The organism is Streptomyces sp. NPDC057543, from assembly GCF_042801895.1.
Lineage (GTDB): Bacteria > Actinomycetota > Actinomycetes > Streptomycetales > Streptomycetaceae > Streptomyces.
Genome location: NZ_JBHVFF010000094.1, coordinates 1 through 26926, shown reverse-complemented (window position 1 = coordinate 26926; position 26926 = coordinate 1). Strand labels below are relative to the sequence as shown.

The 26926-nt window shown below is 69.0% G+C and carries 28 protein-coding genes, 1 tRNA gene and 2 pseudogenes; 18 read left to right on the top strand and 13 right to left on the bottom strand.

Features of this window, described 5'->3' with window-relative positions:
* Together ACFU8Q_RS17895 and ACFU8Q_RS17890 are read left to right on the top strand one after the other, a co-directional pair.
* Window positions 1-1159 (top strand): HNH/ENDO VII family nuclease (locus ACFU8Q_RS17895; protein WP_384454393.1); only part of this gene is annotated, 1159 nt, incomplete at its 5' end.
* Window positions 1160-1178: 19 nt separating this feature from the next.
* The gene (locus ACFU8Q_RS17890; protein WP_384454390.1) at window positions 1179-1604 is read left to right on the top strand and encodes an ankyrin repeat domain-containing protein; all 426 of its coding nucleotides are present in this window, start codon (window positions 1179-1181) and stop codon (window positions 1602-1604) included.
* A 97-nt stretch (window positions 1605-1701) separates the two neighbouring features.
* Here the strand turns inward: ACFU8Q_RS17890 and ACFU8Q_RS17885 are convergent, their stop codons facing one another.
* Genes ACFU8Q_RS17885 through ACFU8Q_RS17875 form a run of 3 tightly spaced genes read right to left on the bottom strand, consistent with a single transcriptional unit; the run spans window position 1702 to window position 2594 of the window.
* A complete protein-coding gene (locus tag ACFU8Q_RS17885; protein WP_384454402.1) occupies window positions 1702-1965 on the bottom strand; it encodes a Scr1 family TA system antitoxin-like transcriptional regulator in 264 nt (87 codons plus the stop codon).
* On the bottom strand, window positions 1865-2233 hold the full coding sequence (locus tag ACFU8Q_RS17880; RefSeq protein ID WP_384454388.1) for a Scr1 family TA system antitoxin-like transcriptional regulator: 369 nt from the start codon (window positions 2231-2233) through the stop codon (window positions 1865-1867). Before ACFU8Q_RS17880 ends, ACFU8Q_RS17885 begins: the two co-directional genes overlap by 101 nt.
* Window positions 2217-2594 carry a hypothetical protein gene (locus ACFU8Q_RS17875; protein ID WP_384454385.1) on the bottom strand — a complete coding sequence of 126 codons (378 nt, stop codon included), beginning with the start codon at window positions 2592-2594 and terminating at the stop codon, window positions 2217-2219. Before ACFU8Q_RS17875 ends, ACFU8Q_RS17880 begins: the two co-directional genes overlap by 17 nt.
* A gap of 259 nt (window positions 2595-2853) precedes the next feature.
* On the opposite strand from ACFU8Q_RS17875, the pseudogene ACFU8Q_RS17870 reads away from it, so the two are divergent.
* Window positions 2854-2952: pseudogene (locus ACFU8Q_RS17870) on the top strand (IS5/IS1182 family transposase); the annotation flags it as partial.
* Between the two features lie 211 nt (window positions 2953-3163).
* On the opposite strand, the gene ACFU8Q_RS17865 reads toward ACFU8Q_RS17870, so the two are convergent.
* The 6 genes from ACFU8Q_RS17865 to ACFU8Q_RS17840 all read right to left on the bottom strand — a co-directional run bounded on the left by ACFU8Q_RS17865 (window position 3164) and on the right by ACFU8Q_RS17840 (window position 11286).
* Window positions 3164-4453, bottom strand: coding sequence for a cytochrome P450 (locus tag ACFU8Q_RS17865; RefSeq protein ID WP_384454383.1), 1290 nt, complete (start codon window positions 4451-4453; stop codon window positions 3164-3166).
* Entirely contained in the window at window positions 4450-5244 is a 795-nt protein-coding gene (locus tag ACFU8Q_RS17860) for an alpha/beta fold hydrolase (protein WP_384454380.1), read from the bottom strand. The genes ACFU8Q_RS17865 and ACFU8Q_RS17860 overlap by 4 nt, the downstream gene beginning before the upstream one ends.
* A gap of 122 nt (window positions 5245-5366) precedes the next feature.
* Window positions 5367-7520: an ATP-binding protein gene (locus ACFU8Q_RS17855; RefSeq protein WP_384454378.1), complete on the bottom strand. Its 2154-nt coding sequence runs from the start codon at window positions 7518-7520 to the stop codon at window positions 5367-5369.
* Entirely contained in the window at window positions 7517-8317 is an 801-nt protein-coding gene (locus ACFU8Q_RS17850) for a DUF4255 domain-containing protein (RefSeq protein ID WP_384454375.1), read from the bottom strand. Before ACFU8Q_RS17850 ends, ACFU8Q_RS17855 begins: the two co-directional genes overlap by 4 nt.
* Before the next feature lie 28 nt (window positions 8318-8345).
* Window positions 8346-10340, bottom strand: coding sequence for an HYR domain-containing protein (locus tag ACFU8Q_RS17845; protein ID WP_384454373.1), 1995 nt, complete (start codon window positions 10338-10340; stop codon window positions 8346-8348).
* A 319-nt stretch (window positions 10341-10659) separates the two neighbouring features.
* Window positions 10660-11286 (bottom strand): response regulator transcription factor, encoded by a 627-nt coding sequence (locus tag ACFU8Q_RS17840; protein WP_384454370.1) that lies wholly within the window; start codon window positions 11284-11286, stop codon window positions 10660-10662.
* 211 nt (window positions 11287-11497) lie between these two features.
* Between ACFU8Q_RS17840 and ACFU8Q_RS17835 the strand changes: the two genes are divergently transcribed.
* Window positions 11498-12832 (top strand): hypothetical protein, encoded by a 1335-nt coding sequence (locus ACFU8Q_RS17835; RefSeq protein WP_384454367.1) that lies wholly within the window; start codon window positions 11498-11500, stop codon window positions 12830-12832.
* A gap of 6 nt (window positions 12833-12838) precedes the next feature.
* On the opposite strand, the gene ACFU8Q_RS17830 is transcribed toward ACFU8Q_RS17835, so the two are convergent.
* Window positions 12839-13660: a DUF4157 domain-containing protein gene (locus tag ACFU8Q_RS17830; protein WP_384454364.1), complete on the bottom strand. Its 822-nt coding sequence runs from the start codon at window positions 13658-13660 to the stop codon at window positions 12839-12841.
* Between the two features lie 404 nt (window positions 13661-14064).
* Between ACFU8Q_RS17830 and ACFU8Q_RS17825 the strand changes: the two genes are divergently transcribed.
* A complete protein-coding gene (locus tag ACFU8Q_RS17825; protein ID WP_384454362.1) occupies window positions 14065-14682 on the top strand; it encodes an HhH-GPD-type base excision DNA repair protein in 618 nt (205 codons plus the stop codon).
* Between the two features lie 30 nt (window positions 14683-14712).
* Here the strand turns inward: ACFU8Q_RS17825 and ACFU8Q_RS17820 are convergent.
* Window positions 14713-15044 (bottom strand): annotated as a pseudogene (locus ACFU8Q_RS17820) (helicase HerA-like domain-containing protein); the annotation flags it as partial.
* 160 nt (window positions 15045-15204) lie between these two features.
* Between ACFU8Q_RS17820 and ACFU8Q_RS17815 the strand changes: the two are divergent.
* Window positions 15205-15501 carry a type II toxin-antitoxin system VapB family antitoxin gene (locus tag ACFU8Q_RS17815; protein ID WP_072488263.1) on the top strand — a complete coding sequence of 99 codons (297 nt, stop codon included), beginning with the start codon at window positions 15205-15207 and terminating at the stop codon, window positions 15499-15501.
* Window positions 15502-15690: 189 nt separating this feature from the next.
* Window positions 15691-16284, top strand: coding sequence for a LytR C-terminal domain-containing protein (locus ACFU8Q_RS17810; RefSeq protein WP_384454400.1), 594 nt, complete (start codon window positions 15691-15693; stop codon window positions 16282-16284).
* A gap of 63 nt (window positions 16285-16347) precedes the next feature.
* On the opposite strand, the gene upp is transcribed toward ACFU8Q_RS17810, so the two are convergent.
* Window positions 16348-16983 carry a uracil phosphoribosyltransferase gene (upp, locus tag ACFU8Q_RS17805; protein ID WP_384454359.1) on the bottom strand — a complete coding sequence of 212 codons (636 nt, stop codon included), beginning with the start codon at window positions 16981-16983 and terminating at the stop codon, window positions 16348-16350.
* A gap of 103 nt (window positions 16984-17086) precedes the next feature.
* On the opposite strand from upp, the gene ACFU8Q_RS17800 reads away from it, so the two are divergent.
* The 9 genes from ACFU8Q_RS17800 to ACFU8Q_RS17760 all read left to right on the top strand — a co-directional run bounded on the left by ACFU8Q_RS17800 (window position 17087) and on the right by ACFU8Q_RS17760 (window position 22813).
* On the top strand, window positions 17087-17314 hold the full coding sequence (locus ACFU8Q_RS17800) for a hypothetical protein (RefSeq protein WP_384454357.1): 228 nt from the start codon (window positions 17087-17089) through the stop codon (window positions 17312-17314).
* A gap of 187 nt (window positions 17315-17501) precedes the next feature.
* Window positions 17502-18074 (top strand): hypothetical protein, encoded by a 573-nt coding sequence (locus ACFU8Q_RS17795; protein WP_384454398.1) that lies wholly within the window; start codon window positions 17502-17504, stop codon window positions 18072-18074.
* Window positions 18075-18221: 147 nt separating this feature from the next.
* Entirely contained in the window at window positions 18222-18650 is a 429-nt protein-coding gene (gene tadA / locus ACFU8Q_RS17790) for a tRNA adenosine(34) deaminase TadA (protein ID WP_384454354.1), read from the top strand.
* A gap of 45 nt (window positions 18651-18695) precedes the next feature.
* A tRNA-Ser gene (locus tag ACFU8Q_RS17785) sits at window positions 18696-18780 on the top strand.
* Window positions 18781-19244: 464 nt separating this feature from the next.
* A complete protein-coding gene (locus tag ACFU8Q_RS17780) occupies window positions 19245-19409 on the top strand; it encodes a hypothetical protein (RefSeq protein ID WP_384454351.1) in 165 nt (54 codons plus the stop codon).
* Window positions 19410-19418: 9 nt separating this feature from the next.
* Complete coding sequence (locus tag ACFU8Q_RS17775; protein WP_266747422.1) at window positions 19419-19712, top strand: Dabb family protein; 294 nt, start codon at window positions 19419-19421, stop codon at window positions 19710-19712.
* 197 nt (window positions 19713-19909) lie between these two features.
* On the top strand, window positions 19910-20785 hold the full coding sequence (locus ACFU8Q_RS17770) for an RNA polymerase sigma factor SigF (RefSeq protein WP_384454348.1): 876 nt from the start codon (window positions 19910-19912) through the stop codon (window positions 20783-20785).
* 236 nt (window positions 20786-21021) lie between these two features.
* The gene (locus ACFU8Q_RS17765) at window positions 21022-21888 is read left to right on the top strand and encodes an RNA polymerase sigma factor SigF (protein ID WP_384454345.1); all 867 of its coding nucleotides are present in this window, start codon (window positions 21022-21024) and stop codon (window positions 21886-21888) included.
* A gap of 67 nt (window positions 21889-21955) precedes the next feature.
* Window positions 21956-22813: a hypothetical protein gene (locus tag ACFU8Q_RS17760; RefSeq protein WP_384454342.1), complete on the top strand. Its 858-nt coding sequence runs from the start codon at window positions 21956-21958 to the stop codon at window positions 22811-22813.
* Window positions 22814-22854: 41 nt separating this feature from the next.
* On the opposite strand, the gene ACFU8Q_RS17755 is transcribed toward ACFU8Q_RS17760, so the two are convergent.
* Window positions 22855-23064: a hypothetical protein gene (locus ACFU8Q_RS17755; protein WP_384454339.1), complete on the bottom strand. Its 210-nt coding sequence runs from the start codon at window positions 23062-23064 to the stop codon at window positions 22855-22857.
* A 608-nt stretch (window positions 23065-23672) separates the two neighbouring features.
* Here ACFU8Q_RS17755 and ACFU8Q_RS17750 point away from each other — a divergent pair.
* Both ACFU8Q_RS17750 and ACFU8Q_RS17745 read left to right on the top strand, forming a co-directional pair.
* Window positions 23673-24194: a MarR family winged helix-turn-helix transcriptional regulator gene (locus ACFU8Q_RS17750; RefSeq protein WP_384454395.1), complete on the top strand. Its 522-nt coding sequence runs from the start codon at window positions 23673-23675 to the stop codon at window positions 24192-24194.
* 23 nt (window positions 24195-24217) lie between these two features.
* Window positions 24218-26698: an MFS transporter gene (locus ACFU8Q_RS17745; protein ID WP_384454337.1), complete on the top strand. Its 2481-nt coding sequence runs from the start codon at window positions 24218-24220 to the stop codon at window positions 26696-26698.
* Window positions 26699-26926: the final 228 nt, after the last annotated feature.

The following is a 26926-nucleotide window of genomic DNA, read 5'->3' as shown; positions in this document are numbered from 1 at the left end:
CATCGGCTCCCTCGCCAACAAAGTCAAATCCGTCTTCCACGCCGTCGCCAAACCCGTCAACCGCGCCATCGACAAAATCGTCGGCTTCATCACCAAAGCCGGAAAGAAACTCTGGGCAAAGATTAATAAGAAAGATCCTAGAAAAGGTGGGGCCGCCGACGCAAAGGATGATAAGAACAGCATCTCCGTGAAGCGCGAAGCGCGAGATCTACTCGCGACCCCCACATCAAAGACGCTCTCCGACAAGGCGGCCTTGCACGATCTCATCGAGCGAATTCACAACCAGCTAAAACCAAAGGGCCTAAAATCACTACGAGCGCAATTCAAAAACGATAACTCGGGAAAGTTTTCGGTTGTCGCAAAAGCCAGCCCCGGATCGGTAGTGGCACACGGGGTGGTAGGAAATCCAAATAACATCAAGGAGATCGAAAAACAACTAAACAAACATGGGCCCGACTTCATAGAAAAGGTTCACAATGAATGGTGGAGTCGGCAATTCAATAAGCCCGAATCCGGAGGGGGAAAGATCTGGCCGGACAAGTCCATACTCCTGGGCACCGAAACTCTCGCACTAAGCTACTTCAAAGACTCCGTTACGCACAAATTCATAGAAAAGGAATACTACGCAAATGGGGCGAATCCAACCCTGCCGCAATTCTATGTAAACGTATTCGGAAATAACGAACCAGTCCGCAAGGAGGCGGTTGGACTCCTAGGGGGAGGCGCACTAGCCACCCTCCGGAAGGTGGGACTCAGCAACACTGCGGGCGAAATCGACACCCAGAAAATAATAAGGAAGATGAGATTCCTTTCCAACGAGGATACCTACGGGAGGTACGCCCCCTTCCCTGAAACCGGAACAGACTCCAGGTACATACGAGTCACCCTCTGGGAGAGCACGAAGGTTGCAATTAAGGCTTCGGCAACGAAAACGCCCAACGGCAAGTACTACATCGACCCGAACATTGGCGTACTAATACCTGTCGGAGGACCTTTCCACTATGGACACAAGCCGGGTTATGAATACTGGAGGTCCCGGGATAGAGCAAAGGCGGAGGAATGGACGAGAGAGGAATTCATTAAGTATGAAAATATACCCAGTCATTACTGGATAGAAGATCCGGACAGCAACATGAGTCATGAACATGAAGCCCCTTAGATCGAACGGGAAGGCGCGCGTGAGCAACTACGAAGTCAGACTCGACCGAGGCGGGCGGTCCCCACTCCACTATGCGGCACTCGAAGGTGACCTACAGGAGATCACACACTTGCTGGAACAAGGCGTCGACCCCAACATTCCAGACAAGAAGGGATTTACAGCCCTCCATTTTGCAGCTCAACAATGGCAAGTCCAGGCCGCCGAAATGCTTCTGAACGGAGGAGCGGAAGTAGACCCGAGGAACAAGTATGGCAACACACCGCTCATGGTTGCGACACATTCTTCGCAAGGGCGTGACGATTTGATCGAACTTCTGCGCTCTCGTGGCGCCGATCCATTCGCCGAGACCAGTGATGGACGGACACCATTCGGACTGGCGCGCCTGGTCGGCTACAATTTCTTCGCGGATCTCGAGGAAAGAGAAGACCGGAATCACAACGGGTAGTTCTGAGCGTGAGCCTCGCGCATTCTTCGCCTTTGCTGCGGCGGTAGAGTATACCGGGTCCGGCGCCCGGATGGCCGCCGTAGGCGGTAATCGTCGTTCACACGTACTCCTTCGCGACTTCTCGCACCATCTGCACCGAGTCTTCCAGACTCAGCGCACGTGCTGCGAGGTGCTCGAAGGCCACAGTATGCGCCTCGATTTCGTGGGCGCGTTCGAGGTAGCAAGCGCCTGTCCGATGTTCCACATACGCCACGCCAGTATCAGCCTGCCGCTGGAAACCGAGAATCTGGAACGGGACCTGCCGCCATGCCCGGGTGCGCGCCGCGCTCGCACGGGAGTACCTGAACGGTGAACTTCGGATGCCGAGTCATCTCGGCCAGGTGAAGGAGTTGGTCCCTCATGATTGCTGGACTGCCAACCACTCGACGCTCGGCCCTTCGATTCTTCAGCTGCGCCAACGGGAGCCGCGCCCATCTGATCTGGCCGCTGAATCGCAGCTGAGGCAGTGAGCCTTTTCCAACCTCACGTTGAGGGTGCGCGGTGGAGAAGACTGCAGTGCTTCCTCGCGTATGCTCGCCCGACTGTGCCGTGGTGTCGGTCTGGCACCGGTGATCAGCTGCGGTCTTCATGGCTGCTGTCGGTGAATGCTCGGAACAGCTCGCGAGCCCGCTCGCAGAACTGCTGGACATCCGTGATGTCCGGCTCGTCACCGTCCGCCAGCATCCGGGCCTGGAGCTTCTCAGAGCGCAGCCCGCCGTAGTGGGCGCGCACCTCCGCGGTCACCGGCTGGACCGCAATGTGCAGGTGCTTGCGCGCGTCAGGGCCATGCGACCACATGCAGACGTAGGTCTGCTCAGGCCGGCACAACGTCTCCACGACACGAGCGGTATCGCGCAGCAAGGGGCCGAGTTCCGCCGCTGCCGTGTCGTCGAGCTCCGCGACGGCCACGACATGGTCCCGCGGACCGACGATCAAGGTGCCAAGATTCATAGGCCCGACGACGTGGTTCACCACCCAAGCAGCGGTTTCGTGCAAGACGCCCCCGGGCAACTCCCGGCGCCCGGTCAGAAGGTCACACCCAAGACACCCCTTCACATCCACGCGCACCAGCCTATACAGAGCACGCCGCAGCGATGATGTCGTCGATAGCCAACTTGGTTGATGAGTCTGCCTGTTGGCCTGCACACCTGATGAAGCTCCCGGTAGACGGGTTCACGACCAAGATCGCCCGTGTTGGCAGGAGCTTCGTGTGCTTGTCTACCCGTCTGCCCTCGACCTGTCCACCCCGCACCTGCGGTTCCTGACCGACCGGCTGTCGGCGCATCGGGCGGCGTTCCGGACTCGTTGGCACACTCAGGCGGGCATGCCCAGGCCCCGAGCAATCTGTGTCAATGCACGCGCCATGTCGGCCAGGGACAAGCCGCGCCGAGTCCTCAGCCTCATCAGCGACGCCGCTCCACCCGTTGAGCCGTCCATCCCTCGGCGGACCCGGTGAGGCACCGGTCGAGTGTCTGCGCTGCGCGTGCAACTGCCACGATGCGACATACACGGACCAGGCTTCAAGCGCCGCCCACCCGCACCGGCAGCGACTTCAGCCCATTGATGAAGTTCGACACCAGACGGCTTGGCGGAGCGGCGAGTTGGAGTCGGCCCGGTGGCAGGGCTCGGCACGTCTCCTCGTACAGGGCTGCCAGTTGCAGCCGCGCGAAGTGGGCGCCCAGGCAGACGTGCGGGCCGTCGCCGAACGAGAGATGGGGGTTCGGGGTGCGGGAGAGGGCCAGGGTGAACGGGTTGGGGAAGACGCGTTCGTCGTGGTTGGCGGAGGCGTGGAAGACGACCACCTTTTCGCCGACGTGGATGCGGGTGCCCGCCAGCTCCGTGTCCTGGGTGACGGTGCGGCGGAAGGTGAGGACCGGCGGGTGGCGGCGGAGCAGTTCGTCGATGGCGGTGGCGAACCCCACCTCGCCGTTACGCAGGCGGCAGTACGCCTCGGGGTTCTCGGCCAGGAGGTGCAGGCCGCCGGGGGCCGCGCTGCGTACCGTGTCGTTTCCTGCCACCACCAGCAGGAAGAAGAACATCTCCAGTTCGGGCCCGGTCAGTTCGGGGTCGGTGGCGAGCGCCGTCATCACGTCGTCGGCGGGGTGCCGGCGCTTGTGCGCCGCCAGGGCGTGCGCGTAGTCGAACATGTCGCGCAGTGAGGCCGGGGAACGGGGGTTGACCGGTTTGCCGTCCGGGTCCAGTTCCGGTGTTCCGGCTTCGTCGGGGTCCTGGTAGCCGATGACGCGTCGGGTCCAGTGGAGGAGCAGCGCGCGGTCGGTGTCCGGTACGCCCAGCAGGTCGGTGAGGTTGAGCAGGGCGTAGTCGTCGGTGACCCGGGCGACGAGGTCGCAGGTGCCGTCGCCGGCACGTGCCTCGGCGACTGCCCGGGTGAGCAGGGAATGGGCGCGTTCACGGACGACCGTTTCGAAGCGGTCGACGCGCTTCGGGGTGAAGGCGCGGCTGACGAGGGTGCGCAGTCGTCGGTGGTGCGGTGGGTCCTGGTTGAGCATCATGCGGCGGATGAACGGCAGGTCGGCGGGGTCGGGGTCGCGGATCTGGGTGGCGCCGAGGTACGAGGAGTACGTCGAGGAGTCCTTCAGGACCCGGACCGCGTCCGCGTGCCGGGTGACCGCCCAGAAGCCGGGGCCCGCCGGCCAGCCGAGGACCTCCGGCTCCTCCTGCCAGGAGACCGGGTGGTGGTCGCGCAGGTGGCGGTAGCGATCGTGGGGAATGCCCTGCGCGTACTGCCTCGGGTCGAAGACGTCCGGTACGGGGGTCGGCTCCGGAGCTTCGGCGGCGGGGCCGCTCATGCCTTCGCCTCGCCGTCCTCCGCGTCCGCCCGCAGGAAGTCCTCCATCACGCGGATCAGGTCGAGCGGGGCCTCGTCCATCGCGTAGTGGCCGCACGACGGCAGCTCCACCAGTTCGGCCCGGGGGAACCAGCGCATCCAGGTGGCGCGCTGCAACTCGGCCGACAGCGCCGGGTCCAGCGCGCCCACGACGGCCAGGGCCGGCACGGGCGAACCGTCGATCCGGTCGTGGAAGTCCTCGCCCGCCCAGGAATCCAGCCAGGCACGGAACGCCTTCGCGTCGCTGCGTTCGAGCGAGCGCCGCACCATGCGGTCCAACCAGCCTGTGGGGCGTCGACCTCCGGTCGTGATGTCGAGGATGGTCCGCCGGTTCTGAGGGGCGTCCGCCGCGGCGGAGAAGAGTTCCCACTGGTCCGGCGGGAGGGGCAGGCCGGACGCGGGGACGGGCGACACCCCGACGATCCTGCGCACCCGCTGCGGCGCGGCGGCCAGCGTCCGCTGAATGACGGAGCCGCCCATCGAGTGACCGACCAGCGAGAACCGCTCCCAGCCGAGCCCGTCGGCCAGCGCGAGCACGTCCTCGGCCCCTTCGGTCGTGGTGTACGAGCCGTCCGCGTCCCGGGCCTCGCCGTATCCCCGTAGGTCCACCACCGCGTACTGGAACGAGCCGAGGTCGAGGTCCGGCAGCACGGGGGCGTACGCGGAGCGGTCGGCGAGCCAGCCGTGCACCGCGATCACCTTGTGCGGGCCGTCACCGTGCAGTTCGTGGGGCAGAACAGGCAATGCGGTCACGCTGACTCCCGTCGCCGTACGGAGAGGAACCGGCCGGTCACCGACCGGCCCCCGCCCACGGTGGCGCCAACTCCGGGCCGGCGCAAGGGCACCCGCACGGGGACCGGGCGAGGTGTCGCATCTCAGGCCAGCAGCTCCAGATACGGCCCGAACTCCGACGCCAGCGTCAGCCGGCCCAGCTTCTGGTACTCGCGCTGGATCGCGTGGATCAGCGTCGGCATCGTCACCGGCTCGCCCGTGTCCGCCGCCAGGTACGCGGACGTCACCGCGATCGAGCGGATGTTGCCGCCCGCCAGCTCGAAGTTCTCCGCGCAGAAGGCGAGGTCCAGGTCCTTGCCCCGGGGGAGTACGGGGCCCAGGCAGCGCTCCCAGAGAACGAGGCGTTGTTCGGGGTCCGGGACCGGGAAGTCGATGACCAGGTCCAGGCGTCGGGTGAAGGCGTCGTCCAGGTTGGCCCGGAGGTTGGTGGCGAGGATGGCCAGGCCGTCGAAGGACTCCATGCGCTGGAGGAGGTACGCGCTCTCGACGTTCGCGTAGCGGTCGTGGGCGTCCTTCACGTCCGAGCGTTTGCCGAAGATCGCGTCCGCCTCGTCGAAGAGGAGGACTCCGTTCACGCCCGCCGCTTCGGAGAAGATCCGTTCCAGGTTCTTCTCCGTCTCGCCCACGTACTTGTCGATCACCGTCGCCAGATCGACCGTGTAGAGGTCCAGGCCCAGGTCCGCGGCTATGACCTCGGCGGACATCGTCTTTCCGGTGCCGGAATCGCCCGCGAACAAGGCCGACACGCCCCGGCCCCTGCCTCCGCCGGGGCGCATGCCCCACTCCCCCAGGACCCGGTCGCGATGGCGCGCGCGGGCGGTCAGTTCGCGGAGCTGGGCGTGGGTGTCCGGGGGGAGGACCAGATCGTTCCAGGTGACGGTGGGTTCGATACGGCGGGCCAGGCGGTCCAGTCCTGCCGCGTTCTGGGCGCGGGCGCCCTGACGGACGTGGTCGGGGGTGAGGATGCCGCCGTCCAGGTGGGTGGTCTGGGCGGCGCCCCGGGCGGCGCGGGTGATCTGTTCCGGGGTGAGGAGGAACGGCGAGAGCAGCCGGTCCACGTCGATGGTCTCGGGGACGGGGGCGTCGTACGCGTCGGTCCACAGGGCGGCCCGGGTCGAGGGTTCCACGCGGGGGGCGTGCAGGAGGAGCGGCGGAGCGGCGGACCAAACCGCGTCCCAGGGGGCCCGGCCCACCAGGATCGCGGGGACCGGGGTGCCGGTGAGGAGCCGGAGGAGTTCCGGGTGTTCGCGGCAGACCGCGTCGATCGGTGCGCAGACCAGGCCGGCGCCGATCAGCCGGGCCTCGCGGACCAGGGAGCGGACGGCCTCGGCGGGGGCCGGGTCCTCGGCCAGCCGCGCCAGGTTCAGGCCCAGGACCCGGTGGCCCGCGTGGGTCAGCGCGGAGGCCGCGAGGGCCGTGCCCGCGCCGCCCTGGTCCTCCCGGAGGTAGGCGAGCGGGGTGCCCCGGGCAAGGGCCGCGGCGAGCGGGGCCGGGTCGCCGACGCCCGGTACGGCGTGCCAGGGGGCGAGGAGATCCGCCAGGCGCGGGTCGGGGGTGTCGTCGCCGAGGAGGTGCGCGGTGACCCGGTCGGGGACGCGGAGCGCACGGCTCAGGAACGGGCGGTCCAGGTCCTCGACCAGGAGGAGACGGCCTTCGCGGAGCGGGGCACGGGCCGACAGCCGGCCGCGCGCCACCTGGTCGGCGGGGGACAGTCCGCAGAGCCCCAGGGCCAGACCGATGGACGGACGGCGGCGGGTGACGTCGTCGTTCAGGTAGCCGTAGAACGCCTCGAAGCGGTCGTCGAGATCCGGTACGAGCGTGATGAGGAGGATCTCGATGTCGAGGGCGGTGAGGCCGAACTCGTCGGCCAGGGATGTGAGTCTGGACTGTTGCGCCGCCGCTTCGTTGCACCCCGGAACAGAGCCCGGAAGGTGGTCCGGAGCGGAGCCCGGAACGTGGTCCGGAGCGGAGCCCGGAACGGAGCCCGGAACGGAGCCCGGAACGGAGCCCGGAACGTGGTCCGGAACGTGGTCCGGTACGGGGTACGGGAAGGCGCGGGCCTCGTTCTCGTCCAGGAGTCGGGCGATGTTCTCGTCCGTGAGATAGAGGCCGCGGAAGGCGTCGTCCGGGTCCGGGTCCGTGAGCTGCCGGACCTCGACCGCTCGTCGGATGCGCTGCTCCACCGCTACCGCACGGGCGAGGAGATGGCGCAGGTTCGGATCACCCGCGGTGGTCATTCGGCGCTGTCCTCCGTACGGGCCTTCCGGGTCCTTGCGCGGTCCTCCCCGGAACCCGTACGGGCCTTTCGGGTCTCCGTGATGCGGAGGGACAGGCCGCGTCGTCGTTCCGCATCGGGGGCACGTGAGGCGGCGTTCCCGCCCGGCCGTCCCGGACGGCCTCCGTACACCGGGAGGCCCCCGCGGCCCGGCACCGCTTCCGAGACGGGCTCGGTCCCCTCGGGTACGTCCCCGAACCGGGTCTGCAGCCCCTCGTCCCCCACCGGCGGCCCGACCACATAGCTCGGCGACGCCGTCACCGGCACGCTGATCACCAGGTCGAGCGAAGGTTTCAACTCTCCGCCCAGCGCGCTCCACACGTCGGCGAACGAGCGGTCCTCCGGTGGCGGCAGCGCGATCGACATCGGTACAGCCGCCCCGATCTCGGCCAGGGTGCCCGACAGCCGCTCCGGGGGCAGCGCCTCGTAACGCAGCAGGCAGCCGAGCAGCGACGAGAGCAGCCGGTGCTCGTCCTCCGGGCGCTTCGTCCATGCCGTGATCAAGTACGACAGCTTGAAGAAGCGGGGCGGGCGGCGGCGCGCGATGATCGTGCCCCGCTCGTCGTAGTCGTTGTGCAGACCTCGCTCGCGCCTGCGCATGTCCTCGCGGATGTCGTAGAGATACAGGTTGACCATGGGCGCGTTGACCTTCGCCGCCCATTCCCGGGTCGGGGCGTCGAAGACCACCGCGATCTGCCCCCCTTCGAGTACCTCCGCCCTGATCAGCGCCCGTAGTACGTCGTCGACCTCGTGGATCACCCGATCACTCCCGTGCGGTCATCGGCGCTCACGCGCGGCCCGCGAAGTCCGGTGGCTGGAGATTCCGCTGCACCACCAGGACCGGTTTCTGCAGCCGGTCGAGGTCGTACGAGTCCGCCCGCAGCTTGCGCGGGCCGAGCTTGTCCTTGCGCAGGACCAGGACCTGCACCTCGAAGGTGCCGTCGCGGCCCACCGTGGCGACCGCTCCCGCGGGACTGATACCGATGTTCCACGTGAAACGTACGGTCGCGCCCGGCGGGTAGTCCTTGCCGCGGGCCAGCACCGGCTGGCCCGGCTTGGCGACCTGCGGCGTGACGGTCAGTGAGGGCTTCAGGACGCGCAGCCGGTCGGTGTCCTGGTTGTTGGCCTTCCGGCGGTCCGGCAGCGTGCCACGCACGGTGGCCCGTACATCTCCGGTGATTGCCGCGCGGTACGTCGCGGTCTGGGTCACCTCGATGCGGCCACCGGCCGGGATGGTGCACGGTTTCGCCGCTGTGCAACGGGGCAGGGCGGGCAGGCTGCGGTCCCTTCCGTTGGGGAGTTTCGGCCAGGTGGAACCGATGACCACGCCTGTCGCCGGGTCCGGACCGGCGTTGGTGATGGTGAATCGCGCACGGGCGGGGCGGCCGGTGTACGTACGGTCCGGGCTGACGTCGACCTTCACCGCCACGTCCGCCGAGGGCGGGACGGGGGCCTCCAGGACCTCGATCTCCGCCGTGTCCGCCCCCGTGTTGCCCGCCGAGTCGGTCGCCGAGCAGGTCACCGTGGTGCGACCGACCGGGAAGAGCGAACCGGAGGCAGGGCTGCACGTCACCGGAAGCGTGCCGTCGGTGGCGTCCTGGGCGGTGGCGTCGTACGTCACGCGCGCGCCCTTCTTGTCCTTGGCCCGGACGGTCAGATCGTCCACGGTGACGACGGGCGCGTCGATGTCGTTCACGTCGATGTCGATCTGTTCCTGGAACTCCGGGTCGGCTGCCGCGGCCGGCCCGATCGTGTCCGTGCCCGGGGCCTGGGTTCCCATCAGGAACTGGACGGTGCAGGTCAGCCGGGTGCCCTGGGGCGCGTCCGCGGAGACGTCGATGTTCTCGGCGAAGTGCGCCGTGTCCCCGCTGGTGAGCTGACGGGTGGGTGGGTCGAGGCTGACGGACAGATGCGGATCGCAGTTGTCCAGGCGGTAACTCACATTGGTGGGGAGGTTGCTGAACCCCTCGATGATGGCGTCCACGACGTCATCGCCCTCGATGCCTTCGATCATCCGGCCGTTGGTGGCGCCCGCCAGTCGCAGGGCCTGGTCCGGATCATGTTTTTCGTCATTGGGGTACTCGGGCGTCCGGCCATCACCGTTGAGGCCGTCGCCCCTGTCACTGGTCAGACCGACCGCGATCAGCCGCACCCCCGCGTCCTGAAGGGCGAACTCGGCGTCGCTGAAAGAATATTTGTAGTTGCTGGGGTCGTGGCTGGACGCGTCACCGACCAACACGATGACGGGGCTGGAGTCGGGGCGGAACACAGTCTTTCCGTCACCACCATTGGCCAGCTTCCACAGGGCATAGATCCAGTCCTCGGGCGGGCCGATGCTGTAGCTGCCCATGTCGGAGTCGAGCTGGTTGACGCCCGTCTGCACCTCGTTCAGGTCGTAGGTCAGTCCTTGCAGCACCTTGAAGCCCGCGTCGGGATCCACCTGCTGGTCGCCGAAGGTGGCCACGGCGAAACGCGAATCCGCCTGCTCGTCGCGGATCGCCTTCGTGATCTCGGGGATCCGCTCCTTCACCCGCTGGATCGGGACATCCATGCTGCCCGTGCCGTCCACCAGCAGGATCACATCCGGCCTCGGCGGAATCGCCGGCGTACGCACCTGCTTGTCCACACCCGTGGAGCCACCCGGGTCGACCGCGTCGGTGAACTCGGCCGGTGTGACCCAGGGTTCGGGTACCGCGACCGCCGGCACACCGGAGGTGACGGCCGAACCGGGCGCGATGCCGGTGGCCACGAGAAGCAGCGCGAGGGCCGGGACACGGAGCACGGTGAGAGCGCGACGCGAGGTGGACGGCCGGGCCCGGGTCGATCCGCCCCGCCGCGACCGCGGCACCCGCCGAAGCGGCTGGAACCAGCGCACGGAAGTCCTCCCCCACCCTCGCCCGATCGGCACACCGGACGTCAGGGTCCTGCACCGGCGGCGGTCGCACAGCGGTGCGGGAGTCATACCCTCGGGTAGGCCCCGCTGCCCGAAAGGGCAGCGGGGGATCTGCCGGAGTGCCGCGCGCGCCCGTGCCGTACCCGCCCGTGCCGCGCACGACAGCGCCGTACGCCCGCCCGTGCCGCGCGCGCCCGTGCGGGTCGGCTCAGATCAGCCCTTGCCGCATCGCGTACGCCACCGCGTGCGACCGGTTCCGCAGCTGCAGCCGGGTCATCACCGAATGCAGCACGTTCTTGATCGTGCGCTCGGAATAGGCCAGCTTCGTCGCGATGTCGGCGGTGTCGTACCCCTCCGCGACCAGGCGCAGCACATCCACCTCGCGCGCCGCGAGACCGGTGAAGTGCAGTCCGCGCGGCCCGAGCACCTGCCCCTGGAGGCGTCCGACCTCCTCCAGCAGCCTGCCCAGCAGGTCGGACGGGAGATGGCCTTCGCCCCGCGCCACCGTCCTTATGACCTGGACCAGATGCTCCGGGGTCGACTCGGAACGCCTGACCACACCGGCGACACCGCACTCCGCGGCACTCACCAGCTTCTGCTCGTCGATGTCCGTGGTGACGAGGACAGTGCGTGAGGTGCTGGTGCGCTGGATGTGGCGCAGCATCGTCAGCACGTCGTCATCGACCGCGTCAACGACGACGACCACGATCTGGGGTGAGGAGTCACCCTCCCCCCAGTCCGTAACGCTGACCTCCGGCCGGGCTCGTAACTGACTGGCCACGCCCGCCTGCGAGATCGGATCCTGGGCCCGTAATGCGACAGTGGTGCGCTCCATGGCAATGCTCCCCCTGGGCAACAGCCGGTGGCATCACACTGAGCACAACCATCACGGCTGTTCTTGTGTGCCTCATTCGTCTTGAGGCGGTCAAACGATTCCCGCGTATATCTACAGGGAAACAAAAAAGCCGATCCGGGCACAGAATCTGCCCGGAAGTGTTCCTTCACGGCCGATGTCGGCGTTCGGCGCCGACCCTACGGTGCGCCCTATGAGTCTCACGGCAAGCCTCGACGATTCGTCCGTCACTGCCGCACCGGGCGAGGAGACGGCCCTCCCCCTGCGGATCCTCAACTCCGGCAGCACCGTCGAGGAATACCGCTTCGAGGTGGTCGGAGCCTGTGCCGCCTGGTCGACGGTGGAACCGGCGAGCCTGTCGCTGTATCCGGGCGACACCCAGGCCGTCTCTCTCGTCCTGCGTCCGCCCCGCGACTCGACCGTACTCGCGGGGGAGACGCCCTTCGGGATCCGGGTGGTGCCCACCAGCGAGCAGGGCGACACGGTGGTACCCGAGGGACGGGTGACCGTACTGCCGTTCACCGAGACGACCGCCGAGCTGGTACCGCGCAGCTCGCACGGTGCGTGGCGCGGCCGGCACCAATTCGCCGTCGACAACCGGGGAAACACCCCCGCGACCGTGCGACTGGGGGCCCAGTCGGGTACGGAGCGGGCCCGGGTGACGTTCGCGGCGGACACGCTGGAGATCGCGCCCGGCCGGGCGGAGTTCGGGAAGCTGCGGATCCGGCCGGCGAAGCGCGTGTGGCGCGGCACACCGGTCACGCACCCCTTCCAGGTCGTCGCCACACCGGATGTGGCGGAGGGTCAGGACCCGGTCGCGCCGGTGGTCCTGGACGGTTCGTACCAGCAGGAGCCGATCCTGCCGCGCTGGCTCCCCCGGGCCCTCATCACCGCGGCTGTGCTACTGATCGCGCTGGTCGGGCTCTGGTACGCGCTGCTGCGACCGGCCGTGAAGTCGGCGGCCCGGGAGGCGATCACGCCGGAAGCGGTACGGTCCGCCGCCGCAGCCGACAAGAGCAAGGCCCCGAGCCCCAACCCCACGGCCGGGGCGGATTCGGGCGGTGGCGACTCCTCCGGTGCGAACGGCGCCTCACCGAAGCCGAGTACCTCGCCGAACCCCGGCGCGTCCGACGGCGCCTCCGACGGCTCGGCGGCCGCCGCCCCGACCAGTGCGCAGGTGCAGGTCAGGGACTCGGTGGGCGGTGGGTCGAACACCTCGACGGCTCTGCAGGTGCCCACCGGGCACACCTTCCAGCTGACCGACATCGTGGTCCAGAACCCACAGGGCGACGCGGGCACGGTCGTGGTCTCCACCGGGCGGGACACGCCCGTGCTCCGGCTCGCGCTGGAGAACTTCCGCGACTCCGACTACCACTTCGTCACGCCGATCCTGGTGCCTGCCGGTGGCAAGGTCACGATGACCGTCGACTGCCGGAAGGTGGGCAAGCCGGTGAACGCGCCGACTCCTTCGCGGTGTGCGGAGTCGCTGTTCCTCGGCGGCACGATGCGGACGGACGCCGCGGGCTGACTCCGGTCAGGCGGGCGGGGCCTCTTCCTCCTCCTCGGCCCCTTCCTTCGCCCGTTGAACGAAGGAGCCCTGGACATCGGCGGGTTGCTCGTCCTCGTCCTCCGTCGCGGCCCGCTGCACGGCGGGGGACGCGTCGTGCCCGGCCGCGCCGGTCGCAGCCGCCTGAGCCGAACCCGATGCCGGAGCCGGGTCCGACAGCACCCGGTCGGCGTTCGCGACGGCCTCCCGCTCGAAGCGGTCGGACGGGTCGCTCACCCGGATACCGCCCGGCGCCTCCGTGCCCTCCACCGGGCCGTTGCGCTGCTGGATCACATGGGTGAGCTCATGGGCGAGCGTGGTGCGGCCCTGCGGCGAGGACGGATCGTACGCGTCGCGCTGGAAAACGACGTTGTTGCCGACCGTGTACGCGTGGGCGCCCACGCCCTTCGCCGACTCGTGCGCGGCGGAGTCGGTGTGGATGCGCACATCGGAGAAGTCCGCGCCCATCCGCCCCTCCAGGTCGGTGCGGGTATCGGTGTCCAGAGGCTGCCCGCCGCCGGACGAGATCACGTTGTGCACAGGGGAGCGCTCGTCCTCATCCTGCCTCTGGAGCATCGATCCCACGGCGCTGTTGCCGACCGCCCGTTGGAGCACGCTCATGCCGCCGGTCCCGACCACGTCGGCCCGCCCGGCGGCCGCCGCACGGTAGAGGTGCGGGGTGTCCGCCGCGTCCCGGCCCTCGGCCGCCCTCGACGCGTGCGAGGTGTCGTCGTGCACCTGCTCCTGGCCGTGCCCGTGATCACGCTCGTGGTCGTGTTCCCGGTCCCATTCCTGTGCGTGCATCGTCATCTCCCCTGACCGCGCCCCGGTCGAAGGCGCGTCGTGATGGCCCCACCCCTCCACCTTCACGACGTGCCACTGCCTCGTCCAGCCCGGATCCCGCCGGCCGGGGGCAGCCGCCGCTGCCCCTTCGGGCACCCGAGGTCTCCGGGTGGGCCACCACCGGGGCGGGCCGAAGGGGGATCACCCCTCCGTGCGAGTACGCAGGACCGCGAAAGCGGTGAAGGGGGCACGCCCCTCGCCCGGCCTCGGTGGCCTGATCCACGACTTCGCCGCCGCTGGGTGCACCCGCCCGCTCCTCAGGGCGAATCGGGGCAGCGAGACCCCGTCCCCGAACGGAACTCGGGGGCAACCGGCTGCATCGACGGGCAGTGGAGTGGCCGGGCCACGCCACCGTCGGGATGATCGAAGGCATGACCAAGAGCAACAAGGACCAGGACATCACCCTGCGGATCGCCCAGGAGCCGGCGGCGGACGAGCTCCTGGCGCGCAGCCCGCTCGCCGCTCTGGTCGGCATGCTGCTGGACCAGCAGGTGCCGATGGAATGGGCCTTCTCCGGCCCATACACCCTGGCCGTGCGGATGGGCGGAGACGACCTGGACGCCCATGAGATCGCCGCCTACGACCCCGAGGCCTTCGTCGAACTCTTCACCACCAAACCCGCCCTGCACCGCTATCCGGGCTCGATGGCCAAGCGGGTACAGCAGTTGTGCCAATACCTCGTGGCGGAGTACGACGGCGACGCGAGCGCGGTGTGGAGCGACGTCTCCACCGGGGCCGAGCTGCGGAAACGGCTGAACGCCCTGCCGGGGTTCGGCACGCAGAAGGCGCAGATCTTCCTGGCTCTGCTGGGCAAGCAGTTCGGGGTCCGCCCGACGGGCTGGCGGGACGCGGCCGGACCGTACGGCGAGGCGGGCTCGCACCGGTCGGTCGCCGACATCACCGGCCCGGAATCACTCGCCGAGGTCCGCGCGTACAAGCAGCAGGCCAAACAGGCGGCCAGGGCGGCCAAACGCGCAGCCGCCAGGTAGACGACACCAGGTCGACGACACCAAGCAGGTGGCCTCCCACCCCTGCCCCACCTGCCCGGCCCGCTCGGCGACCCGATCGACCGGCGCGCCGGGGTGGCGATGCCGGAGACATCGCCCTTGATGTCGGCGAGGAAGACCGGAACGCCGCTGGGCGACAGTTGTTCGGCGATCAGCTGGAGCGTCTTCGCCTTGCCGGTGCCGGTGGGACCCGCGACGAGCCCGTGCCGATCGAGCATCGCCGGCGGAATCCGGATCTGCGCGTCCGGCAGGCACGCACCGTCCCGGAGCAGCGCGCCCAGATCGAGTGCGGCCGCGGAGACGGCGTACCCGTCGGCAATCTCCTGCGCCTGCGCCGGCAACACTCCGGCGCCGTCGGTGTCCGAACCCGCGCCTCCACCCGTGCTGTCACTGTCACTCGCCACGGCGTCTATTCCGGAATGCTTGGGTTTGTGGCGTTATCGCCAGCATCGCAGTCCCGCCCCATGGCTGCGCCCGGAGGCTCTTGCCCGGTAGGCTTTCCGTGTGATCTTCAAGCGCATCGGAAATGGGCGGCCTTATCCCGACCACGGCCGGGAAAGCACCCGGCAGTGGGCGGACGTCGCGCCGCGCCCGGTCCGCCTCGATCAGCTGGTGACCACCAAGGGCAACCTGGACCTGGAGACCCTCCTCGCCGAGGACTCGACGTTCTACGGCGACCTCTTCGCGCACGTCGTGAAGTGGCAGGGCGACCTCTACCTGGAGGACGGACTGCATCGCGCGGTCCGCGCCGCACTTCAGCAGCGCCAGGTGCTCCACGCCCGGGTGCTCGAACTCGGCTGACGAAGGCTCGCGGGTGCCTCGCGGATTCCCCGCGGATTCCCGTACGGGCCCGCAAGCTCTGCGGACGGCCCGTGCCGGGTTCGTTCGGGTGCTTTCGCACCCGAACAGGTGCGATCCATTGATCATTTAGTAGGCATCATCACCGAGCCGCACTACGCTGCGCCCATGAGCATGCTCACTCCCCCCGGCATGGGCGGAAAGTACCGCATCACGGGCGACAAGTACCCGCGCATGCGCCGCCCCCGGCGTCGCGGCAAACTGATCCTCGCTGCCACCGCTTCCGTGGTCGCCCTCGGGCTGGCCGGATGGGGCACGCTGCAGCTCATCGATGTCTTCACGGGCAGCAACAAGAAGGCCGGCGCCGCTGACCACAAGACGGACTGCTCGTCAGCCAAGCCGTCCGCGCCCGCGAAGGCGCTGCCGAAGCCCGCGAAGATCACCGTCAATGTCTACAACGCGACACCGCGCAGCGGCCTCGCCAAGAAAGCCGCCGACGAGCTGAAGAAGCGCGGCTTCTCCATCGGCAAGGTGGGGAACGCCCCGGCCACGTACGACAAGAAGGTCGCCGGCCCCGGGGTGCTGCTCGGCGCTCCGTCGGCCACGAACGGCTCGTTCCCGGTCCTCGGTACGCAGTTGCAGGGGGCCGTCCTCAAGACCGACGCCCGCAGGACGGCGGACGTCGATCTGATTCTCGGTACGAAGTTCACGGCGTTCAACACGCCCCGGGCGGCCGCCGACGCGCTCACGGCCCTGACGAATCCGTCCCCCGCGCCGTCCTGCTGACGGCTGCCGGGCCGGGCCCGGCAGCCCGGCACAACCCGCTCGGGCCTGATCCGGACGGCAGTCCTAGTCGACCGTGCCGTACATCCGGTCGCCCGCGTCACCGAGGCCCGGGACGATGTAGCCGTTCTCGTTGAGCCGCTCGTCGACCGAGGCGGTGACCACGGTCACCGGCGTACCCGCCAGCTCGCGCTCCATCACCTCGACGCCCTCGGGCGCCGCGAGGAGCACGACCGCGGTGACATCGTCCGCACCGCGCGTGATCAGCTCCTGAATGGCCGCGACCAGCGTGCCGCCCGTGGCCAGCATCGGGTCCAGGACGTACACCTGGCGGCCCGAGAGGTCCTCCGGCATCCGCGTCGCGTACGTGGACGCCTGGAGCGTCTCCTCGTCGCGGATCATGCCCAGGAAACCCACCTCGGCGGTCGGCAGCAGCCGCACCATGCCGTCGAGCATGCCGAGACCGGCCCGCAGGATCGGTACGACCAGCGGCCGCGGGTGCGACAGCTTCACACCGGTCGTCGGTGTGACCGGGGTCTCGATGTCGACCTGTTCGGTGCGCACATCCCGGGTGGCCTCGTAGGCGAGCAGGGTGACCAGTTCGTCGGCGAGCCGCCGGAAGGTCGGGGAGTCGGTGCGCCTGTCGCGCAGGGTGGTGAGTTTGTGCGCGACCAGTGGATGGTCGACGACGTGGATCCGCATGGGCTCAACAGTAACCGGGCCTCCCGCACCCGTGCGCTGGCATCAACCGCATGTTCGGAGGGAAGGTGATGGCATACGGACCCAGCCTTGGGGTGATGAGCCGATGCCGGACGGTGAACAGCGGGAGCGGGACCAGCCGGACACACCGGTCCCGCAGGTCGCCGAGGACCCGCAGGACCCGCGGGAGGCCGAGGCGGCGCGCCGTAGGCGGCGCGCCCAGTTCCTGCGCGAGCTTCATGAGGCGAAGGCGCTCCGCGACCGGGTCCAGCCGCGCCGGGCGCGGGCCGCCCGGATGCGCCAGGCCATGCGGATGCGGACCTTCCGCTGGTAGGTCGGACGGCGGCCCGGCGTCCCCCTGGTGGCGGCGTCCAGGAGAACTGATGGCCGACGCAACGGCCGAACTCCTCTCGCAAAGGCCTTGTTTCTGCCACGATTCCGATGGGCGGGAAGCAGGGCAGCCGGACCACCGATTGCTCTCCCGCCGGACCGACACCCCTATGACCAGTGGGAGAGTCACGGTGTATTTCGCCGCACTGCTCGCGCGCACCGAAGACGGGTGGGAAGCGAGCGACACGGAACTCGACGATGTGGAGACCCTGTCCGACCTGACGGATCTGGCCCGCGAGGCCTCGGTGGACGAGGACACGGTGCTCGTCTTCATCGAGCAGGAGGACGCCTGGTTCGGCGTCGTCCGGGTGGACGGTGAGGAAGACCCCCGTATCTTCATCTCGGACGCCACCGCCGCCGCCCGCTCCTCGTACGGGGAGATCCTGCTCACCGATGAACTTCTCGGCCGCGAACCCGGGGCCGACGACACGATTGCCGCCCTCGAAGAGCTCGTCGGCCTCGACGGTACGGAGGACGGCGAACCGGACATCACCCCCGCCAACGACAACGACAACGACGACACCAACGACGATGACGACGACGGACTCGATGCCGACGCCGTACCGGCGGGCCCGCTCGGTGACACCGGGGTCCTGGCCGACCTCGGGCTCCCCGAGGCGGAGCTGCTGATGCTGCGTACGGACGCACTGGTGGAGATCGCGGACGCGCTGGGTGCGGCCGAGGTCATGGAGACCGTCCGTTAGGGTCCGCGGGTGAGCGAACCACCGCACCCGCAAGGACCACCGGCACCGCGTGAACCGCGCGAACCACGTGAACCGCGTGAGCCATGCGAACCGTGCGAGCCCGCAAGAGGCCCGTACGACCCCGTAAGAGACCCGTGGCGGGCGCACATGCGCCGCGCCCTGGCCGAGGCCGACCTGGCGGCGCGGGCCGGCGATGTGCCGGTCGGCGCCGTCGTACTGGGCCCGGACGGCACCCTGCTCGCCACGGGGCACAACGAACGCGAGGCGACCGGCGACCCGACCGCACACGCCGAGATCCTCGCCCTCCGCCGCGCCGCTGCGGCACTCGGCCGGTGGCGGCTGGCCGGATGCACCCTGGTGGTCACCCTGGAGCCCTGCACCATGTGCGCGGGCGCGCTGGTCCAGGCCCGCGTGGACCGGGTGGTCTACGGGGCACGCGACGAGAAGGCGGGGGCGGCGGGCTCGCTCTGGGACGTCGTACGCGACCGAAGGCTCAATCACCGCCCGGAGGTGATCCACGGAGTGCTGGAGGACATCTGCGCCGGCCGGCTGACGGCGTTCTTCCGTGACCTCTGACATTGGATTTCTGTCCACGCCCCGGGATGGTCTAAGCTCTCTCTCGGTAGCGTGTCCGAGCGGCCGAAGGAGCTCGCCTCGAAAGCGAGTGTGGGGAAACTCACCGAGGGTTCAAATCCCTCCGCTACCGCTCTTGTGAAGGGCCCGGCGCATCGCGTCGGGCCCTTCGAGTTTTCCGCACCGACTCGCAGTACGCGCTCGGACCGGCTGCCGGCCCGGGCGCGACGGTCGTCGTACCCGGGACCACAGCCGGTCCGGGAAGTCCTGGTCGGGGGAAGCGGCATCGGGGGGACAAGCCGCTTCCCCCGAGGAGAACAGGCCGTTCAGGCCCTCGCAGCGGTCAGGGGGAAGCTCGCGGCGAGGACCCCACAGTGACGTCCTGTCCGTCGCCCCTCGGAATTCCTGCCGGATCCGCGGGGCTCACCCTCCATCCTGCGACCTCACAGAGGCCTCAGGAGAGGGCAAAGGGCCCCGATGGCCGGGCCCTTGGTCCCTAAAGGCCGCGTGAGTGGTCGCAAACAACAGAGGGATACGGCCATCCGTGCGGATAGACTCGCCCGACTGCACAGGGGATCGAAGGGGAAGCAGGGGCTGATGGTGCAAGCGAAGAAGATAGCTCTCATCGTGGTAATCGTCTTCGTTATGTACACGATCATCGCGTCCCCGGAGCGGGCGGCGGATCTTGTCCAGATAGGGTTCGAGGGCGTTTCGAGTGCCGCGCAGAGCGTCGGGGACTTCATGTCCGCGCTCGTGAAGTAGGAGTACCCCATGATCCGCCATCTGGTCCTGTTCAAGCTGAACGACGGCGTCGAGCGGGACGACCCGCGGGTCGTCGCCGGGGCACAGGCCTTCCGGGAGCTGGAGGGACAGGTCCCCGAGCTGGAGTTCTGGGAGTGCGCCTGGAACATCACCGACCGGCCGATCGCGTACGACTTCGCCATCAACTCCGCGGTCGCCGACGAGGACGCCCTGAAGCGCTACATCGAGCATCCGGCCCATCAGGCCGCCGCCGGCCAGTGGCGCGCGTTCGCCACCTGGGTGATTGCCGACTATCCGTTCTGATCCGCCCGCTCCGCCTGCCGTAGCCGGTCCCCCGAGCCCCTCACCATTGCGGTGAGGGGCTTTTCTTAGTGTTTAAACCGAGATGACCCCAACACGACATCATACGGTGCTTGCACACAGTGGACATGTCTTGTGATGCTATGACCGCTTTTGACGGATGAGTTGACCGAAGTTGACCGCAGAGGGGTGGCGTCATCGTGCCGGCCAGTACAGCGCCTCAAGTGCCTCCCCAGACCGCCCAGACGGTCCAAGCAGCCCAGACGGTCCAGACCGAGACCCCCGACGGCACCGCGACGACGCCCGGCAGGACCAGGGGCGCGGACACCAGGGCACTCACCCAGGTCCTCTTCGGGCAGCTCAAGAACCTGGAGCCGGGGACGCCGGAACACGGCCGGGTACGGGCCGCGCTGATCGAGGCGAACCTGCCCCTCGTGCGGTACGCCGCCGCGCGCTTCCGGAGCCGCAACGAGCCGATGGAGGACGTCGTCCAGGTCGGCACGATCGGCCTGATCAACGCCATCGACCGGTTCGACCCCGAACGCGGCGTCCAGTTCCCGACGTTCGCGATGCCGACCGTCGTGGGCGAGATCAAGCGGTACTTCCGGGACAACGTACGCACCGTGCACGTCCCGCGCCGGCTGCACGAGCTCTGGGTCCAGGTCACCGGCGCCACCGAGGACCTGACGACCGCCCACGGCCGCTCGCCCACCACCGCGGAGATCGCCGAGCGACTGAGGATCTCCGAGGACGAGGTGCTGGCCTGCATCGAGGCGGGCCGCTCCTACCACGCGACCTCGCTGGAGGCCGCCCAGGAGGGCGACGGTCTGCCCGGACTGCTGGACCGGCTCGGCTACGAGGACCCGGCCCTCGCCGGGGTCGAGCACCGCGACCTGGTCCGGCACCTGCTCGTACAGCTGCCCGAACGCGAGCAGCGCATCCTGCTGCTGCGCTACTACAGCAACCTGACGCAATCACAGATCAGCGCGGAACTGGGCGTCTCCCAGATGCATGTGTCAAGGCTGCTCGCCCGTAGCTTCGCCCGGCTTCGATCCGCAAACAGGATCGAGGCCTAACCGGTTCGGGTACAGCATTCGAAGTCCGGTTCGGACGGCCGGAATTGCGTCACACCCCCTGTTAACTGCACAGATGCCACAAAGACTTGTCGACATGTCACTACAGCGTGTTGCCGACATGTGACATTCTGCGGGAACCGCGTTTGCCGTGGCCCCGCCTCCGGTATTCAGGTGGAGGCTGCGTTCCTCCGATGGTCGCGGCTCCACGCGACCGTCCGCGACCTCAAGGGGGTGGCATGTCCGCAGAACAGGGCAGCTCGAAGGTGCTCACGCTCACGAAGAGCGCACCCGCACCCGTTGCGCTCACCAGCTCGTCGGAAGCCATCGACACCCGCACTCTGTCCCGCTCGCTGTTCCTGCGGCTCGCCGCGCTGGGGCCCGCACCGGGCCCCGATGGGACGGACAGCCCGGAGCGTGCCTATGTACGGGACACGCTCATCGAGCTCAACCTCCCGCTGGTGCGGTACGCCGCGGCGCGGTTCCGCAGCCGCAACGAGCCGATGGAGGACATCGTCCAGGTCGGCACGATCGGCCTGATCAAGGCGATCGACCGGTTCGACTGCGAACGCGGCGTGGAGTTCCCGACGTTCGCGATGCCGACCGTCGTCGGGGAGATCAAGCGCTTCTTCCGCGACACCTCGTGGTCGGTGCGCGTCCCGCGCCGTCTCCAGGAGCTGCGCCTCGCGCTGACCAAGACCAGCGACGAGCTCGCCCAGAAGCTCGACCGTTCGCCGACCGTACCGGAGCTGGCCAAGGCACTCGGCGTCTCCGAGGAGGACGTGGTCGACGGCCTGGCCGTCGGCAACGCGTACACCGCCTCCTCGCTGGACTCGCCCTCGCCAGAGGACGACGGCGGAGAGGGCTCCCTGGCGGACCGGCTGGGGTACGAGGACTCGGCGCTGGAGGGCGTCGAGTACCGCGAATCGCTCAAGCCGCTGCTGGCCAAGCTCCCGCCGCGCGAGCGGCAGATCATCATGCTGCGGTTCTTCGCCAACATGACCCAGTCGCAGATCGGCGAGGAGGTCGGCATCTCGCAGATGCACGTCTCGCGCCTGCTGACCCGCACGCTCGCCCAGCTCAGGGAAGGGCTCATCGCCGACTGACCACCGCGGACCGCCGCACCGCGGCGCGAGGCTTCCGATTTGACGGTCCATCAGCCACACTGGCGCGATGCGACGTCAGATACGCGACTCGACCGGCCGCCGGGGCACCGTGATCGCCGCCTCGGCGGCCGTGCTGTGTCTGGGTGGCACGCTGGCCGCCTGCGGCGGCGGTACGGCGAATGACGGCTACGTGGCGGTCGGCGCGGCGGGCACGGGCCCGGAGAGACCGCTTTCCGGAACGGTGGCGCCGTCGGGGAAGGTGACGCTGGTGCCGCTGGACAGGGGCGGCAAGGCCGACGGGGACGACAAGGACGACAAAAGCGGCGGGAGTGCCGGGGGGCGGGCCGACGGCGCCGGCGGGCCCTCGCCGGACGCCTCCGCCGACGCCGACGCCTCCGCCGACAGGGGTACGGACACTGCGGGCGGCAAAACCAGCCGGACGTCGGGAGCTCCCGGCACGGCCGGCGCGGGCAGTACCGGCGGTGCGGGCAGTACCGGCACTACGAGCGGCGGCGGTAGCGGAAGCGGCAGTACGGGCGGCTCGGGCGGTACGGGAAGCGGCTCCACGGACCCCGCGTCCCCATCCGCACCCGCACCCGGCTCCACCCCGCCTGCGGGGCCTGCCGTGCTGGTGGTGGGCGCCCCGGAGCGGGCGGCCGCGGACGAGCGTTGGTGCGAGAAGGTGACCGTGGAGTTCCGTAACACCGGAGGATCACCGGCACGGTCGGGGACGGTCACCTTCGCCACGCACGTCATCGGCGGGCTGGGGATCGACTGGGCGACCGTCGAGTCGTCCGCGCCGCTGCCCGCGCCGATCGACGCGGGAGCCGCGCGGACGAAGACGTACACCGTCTGCGTGGACGCCTGGCGGGTGCCCCTGGGGATGCATGTGGAGACCCGGGACGTCACCGCCGTATTGAAGTGACGGGTGGAATCGGAAGCGCTACGGGGAAACCGGTGCGCCGGTCAGCCGAGCGCGAGCCAGGCGACCGCCCCGAGGACGACGATCACCGCGACGACGGCGGCGATCATTCCGGTCCTCGGTCCGGCCGAAGCGGCCGGCTGCTGCCGGCGCTGCGGCTCGCCCTCGTCGACGAAGGCGCGGAACATCTGAGTGCTGCCGGCCGGGTCGTTGTTGCCCTCGGGGCCCTGCGGGGCGTGGGGGTTGTGTGCCATGGGCCAGGACCCTAGCGAACTCGGCGTTACGGCCCAACCCCCGGGTCGCCGAAGGGCGGTGGCCGGAGCCGGGGACCGGAGCCGGGAGGGAGGCGCACCCCGCGGCGAAGTCGGCACGAAAGGGACGTACACCTCGCGTGTCGGCACCCCCGTGCACCGCGTACACCCCACGTACCGGCACTCCCGCGGACCGGCACTCAACGCGGACCGGCACTCCCGCGGACCGGCACTCCCGCGGACCGGCACCCAACGCGTACCGGCACTCCCGCAGACCGCGCGCACACCGCGTACCGGCGCTCCCGCGGACCGCGCGCACACCGCGTGTCCGCGTATCCGCACACCGCGTGCGCCCCTCATTCCCGCACTCCTATATATGCCGCGGAACCGCCCCGCACGCGCCCCGGAACGGGCACCCGATCGCCCCACCTGTGGCAGGAGACACACCCGCCCCGACCCGCCCCCCGCACGCTGGGCGTTTGACCCGAGCCCTACGCAGCCTTTTGCGTTCCTTTACTTCTGCAAGCCCTCTTTCGTTTGCCTTCAGCAACCAACGGCTTCTATGGTTGCCCTAAGCAACAAGATGAACCGATGAGATGTCTGGGGGGCCCGTGGCCGTACGAGGTCAGTACGAAGAACTGGCCCGGCAGCTCAGCGCCGTCGGAGCCGTCAAGCGGGATCTCGCCCGCATGTTGCCCCCCGAATGTCCCGCCGGCTCCGCCGCCGTACTGGCTCTCCTCCGTGAGCACGGCGAAATGCGGATCAGCCGGCTGGCCGAGTTGATGGCCATCGACATGTCCGTAACCAGCCGTCACGTCGCCCATGTGGCAGAGCGCGGCTGGATCGAGCGGTCCTCGAACCCGGCGGACAAGCGGTCCCGCATCCTGCGGCTGACCCCCGCCGGCCACGACCTGCTCATCGACCTGAACCAGCGGGTCACGGAACTGTTCGTCCACAACCTCTCCGACTGGTCCGACGACGAAGTCGGCCAGCTCAACACGCTGCTCGCCCGGCTGCACACCAGTTTCGCCTGCCGCGGCCCCGAGGGATGCGCCCCCGGAAAGCACATCGGCGACTGCCGCCCGCGGCCCGCCGACAGCGACAACGACCTGCACACCCGTACACCTGTGTAACAGAAGCAAAGACAAGGAACTCAATGGCTACGACCACACCAGCCGGTGTGCGGGGCGGCCACGCCAAGCACGGGGGATCGTCCGACTCCCCGTCCGGCGCGCCGATGACACACCGTCAGATCATGGAAGCGCTGGCCGGGCTGATGCTCGGTATGTTTGTCGCGATACTGTCGTCGACGGTCGTCTCCAACGCCCTCCCGGAGATCATCTCCGACCTCGGCGGCGGCCAGAGCGCCTACACCTGGGTCGTCACGGCCTCGCTGCTGGCCATGACCGCCACCACCCCTCTCTGGGGCAAGCTCTCCGACCTGTTCAGCAAGAAGCTGCTGGTCCAGATAGCGCTCCTCATCTACGTCGCGGGCTCGGTCGTCGCGGGTCTCTCGACCAGCAGCGGCATGCTGATCGCCTGCCGTGTCATCCAGGGCATCGGCGTCGGCGGTCTCTCCGCCCTCGCGCAGATCGTGATGGCCGCGATGATCGCCCCGCGTGAGCGCGGTCGCTACAGCGGATACATCGGTGCGGTGTTCGCCGTCGCCACCGTCGGTGGTCCGCTGCTCGGCGGCGTCATCACCGACACCAGCTGGATGGGCTGGCGCTGGTGCTTCTACGTCGGTGTGCCGTTCGCCGTCATCGCGCTGATCGTGCTCCAGAAGACCCTGAAGCTCCCGGTCGTGAAGCGTGAGGTCAAGGTCGACTGGACCGGCGCGTTCTTCATCAGCGCCGCCGTGTCGCTGCTGCTCCTCTGGGTCACCTTCGCGGGCGACAAGTACGACTGGCTGTCCTGGCAGAGCGGCGTGATGCTCGTCGGTTCCGCCGTGCTGGCACTGCTCTTCATCGCCGTCGAGTCCAAGGCCAGCGAGCCGATCATCCCGCTGCGCCTCTTCCGTAACCGCACCATCACGCTGGCCTCGCTGGCCTCCCTGTTCGTCGGTATCGCGATGTTCGCGGGCACCGTCTTCTTCAGCCAGTACTTCCAGCTGGCGCGCGGCAAGTCGCCGACGATGTCCGGTGTCATGACGATCCCGATGATCGCGGGTCTTTTCATCTCCTCGACCGTCTCCGGCCAGGTCATCACCAGGACGGGCCGCTGGAAGGCCTGGCTGGTCACCGGTGGCTTCCTGGTCACCGCCGGGCTCGGACTGCTGGGCACCATCCGGTACGACACCACGTACTGGCACATCGCGGTCTTCATGGCCGTCATGGGCCTCGGCATCGGCATGATGATGCAGAACCTGGTGCTCGCCACGCAGAACCAGGTCGCTCCGTCCGACCTCGGCTCGGCCAGCTCCGTCGTCACCTTCTTCCGTTCCCTCGGCGGTGCGATCGGCGTCTCGGCGCTGGGCGCCGTCATGGCGAACCGCGTCACCCACTACGTCAAGGACGGTCTCGCGGAGCTCGGCCCCAAGGGCGAGGCCATGGGCCACGGTGGCACCGGCGGCGGGGGCATCCCCGACGTGCACGCACTGCCCGAACCGTTCCGTTCGGTCGTGGAGAGCGCCTACGGGCACGGTGTCGGCGATGTGTTCCTGTACGCCGCCCCGGCCGCGTTGGTCGCCTTCCTGATCACCATCTTCATCAAGGAGGTCGCGCTGAAGACGAACGCCGCCAACGACGCCCCGGCCACGGCCGAGGTCCCCGTCGCGGAGGCGGTCGAGGCTCCGGCCACCGTTCCGTCCTCCCCGGTGGTGTCCCCGGCCGCGTCGGTCGCCACCCTGGAAGCCCCCGTCACCACCCTGCAGGGCACGGCCGTGCACGGTGTGGTGCGCGGCGCCGAGGGTGCGCCCGTGGCCCGGGCCGCCGTCACGCTGATCTCGCTGGCCGGTCGGCAGCTGGGGCGCTCCGTCGCCCAGGCCGACGGCAGCTACGGTGTGGACGCGCCGGGCTCCGGCTCCTACGTCCTGATCGCGTCCGCCGACGGCTTCCAGCCGCAGGCGTCCACCGTGGTCGTCGGTGACGAGCCGCTCTCGTACGACATCCTGCTCTCCGGTACGAGCGGCCTGGCCGGGATCGTGCGGACCGCCGAGACCGCCGCGCCCGTCGAGGGTGCCATGGTCATCGTGACCGATGTGCGCGGCGACGTGCTGGCCTCCGGCACGTCCGGTGAGACGGGCGAGTTCACCTTCGGCGAGCTGGTCCCCGGTTCGGTGACCGTCGCGGTGAACGCCGCCGGGTTCCGTCCGCTGGCGCTGCCGGTGGAGATCGGCGGCCAGGGCGTCACCCGGATCGAGGTCGCACTGCAGTCCGGTGCGCTGGTGCAGGGTGTCGTGCGGGCCGGTTCCGGCCGGCGGCCGCTGCCGGACGCGCGGGTCACACTCGTCGACGCGGCGGGCAATGTGGTCGCCACCTCGACGACCGGGGAGGACGGGGCGTACGCCTTCACCGACCTGGACGCGGGCGAGTACTCGGTCATCGCGACCGGCTACCCGCCGGTGGCCGGCGCACTGACCGTGGCCGGTCGCGGGGTCGACGGCCACGACATCGAGCTCGCCCACCCCGGCGAGTAACGCCCTCGCCCACGGTTGGCAGTGGGAGAAGGAGCGGTGTCCGGCGCCTTCGAATCCAAGGCGGAGGAGGGAGTCGACGCGGAGCGTCGGCGACTGACGACAACGCCGGAGGCGAAGGTCCCCGGACACCGCGACACCACTGACAATCGCGGGCGAGGTCGTAACCACAGACCCCTGGCGGGTCGGCGTTTCGAGCGGAGACGCTGTACCGGCCGGTGGAAATGGGCC

What these genes read in the sequence shown, in the direction of transcription:
- ACFU8Q_RS17880 (WP_384454388.1), bottom strand. Translation starts at nt 2,233, where the DNA reads ATGAAGACCGCAGCTGATCACCGGTGCCAGACCGACACCACGGCACAG.
- ACFU8Q_RS17875 (WP_384454385.1), bottom strand. Translation starts at nt 2,594, where the DNA reads ATGAATCTTGGCACCTTGATCGTCGGTCCGCGGGACCATGTCGTGGCC.
- ACFU8Q_RS17865 (WP_384454383.1), bottom strand. Translation starts at nt 4,453, where the DNA reads ATGAGCGGCCCCGCCGCCGAAGCTCCGGAGCCGACCCCCGTACCGGAC.
- ACFU8Q_RS17855 (WP_384454378.1), bottom strand. Translation starts at nt 7,520, where the DNA reads ATGACCACCGCGGGTGATCCGAACCTGCGCCATCTCCTCGCCCGTGCG.
- ACFU8Q_RS17840 (WP_384454370.1), bottom strand. Translation starts at nt 11,286, where the DNA reads ATGGAGCGCACCACTGTCGCATTACGGGCCCAGGATCCGATCTCGCAG.
- ACFU8Q_RS17835 (WP_384454367.1), top strand. Translation starts at nt 11,498, where the DNA reads ATGAGTCTCACGGCAAGCCTCGACGATTCGTCCGTCACTGCCGCACCG.
- ACFU8Q_RS17830 (WP_384454364.1), bottom strand. Translation starts at nt 13,660, where the DNA reads ATGACGATGCACGCACAGGAATGGGACCGGGAACACGACCACGAGCGT.
- ACFU8Q_RS17825 (WP_384454362.1), top strand. Translation starts at nt 14,065, where the DNA reads ATGACCAAGAGCAACAAGGACCAGGACATCACCCTGCGGATCGCCCAG.
- ACFU8Q_RS17810 (WP_384454400.1), top strand. Translation starts at nt 15,691, where the DNA reads ATGGGCGGAAAGTACCGCATCACGGGCGACAAGTACCCGCGCATGCGC.
- upp (WP_384454359.1), bottom strand. Translation starts at nt 16,983, where the DNA reads ATGCGGATCCACGTCGTCGACCATCCACTGGTCGCGCACAAACTCACC.
- ACFU8Q_RS17800 (WP_384454357.1), top strand. Translation starts at nt 17,087, where the DNA reads ATGCCGGACGGTGAACAGCGGGAGCGGGACCAGCCGGACACACCGGTC.
- tadA (WP_384454354.1), top strand. Translation starts at nt 18,222, where the DNA reads ATGCGCCGCGCCCTGGCCGAGGCCGACCTGGCGGCGCGGGCCGGCGAT.
- ACFU8Q_RS17780 (WP_384454351.1), top strand. Translation starts at nt 19,245, where the DNA reads ATGGTGCAAGCGAAGAAGATAGCTCTCATCGTGGTAATCGTCTTCGTT.
- ACFU8Q_RS17775 (WP_266747422.1), top strand. Translation starts at nt 19,419, where the DNA reads ATGATCCGCCATCTGGTCCTGTTCAAGCTGAACGACGGCGTCGAGCGG.
- ACFU8Q_RS17765 (WP_384454345.1), top strand. Translation starts at nt 21,022, where the DNA reads ATGTCCGCAGAACAGGGCAGCTCGAAGGTGCTCACGCTCACGAAGAGC.
- ACFU8Q_RS17760 (WP_384454342.1), top strand. Translation starts at nt 21,956, where the DNA reads ATGCGACGTCAGATACGCGACTCGACCGGCCGCCGGGGCACCGTGATC.
- ACFU8Q_RS17755 (WP_384454339.1), bottom strand. Translation starts at nt 23,064, where the DNA reads ATGGCACACAACCCCCACGCCCCGCAGGGCCCCGAGGGCAACAACGAC.
- ACFU8Q_RS17745 (WP_384454337.1), top strand. Translation starts at nt 24,218, where the DNA reads ATGGCTACGACCACACCAGCCGGTGTGCGGGGCGGCCACGCCAAGCAC.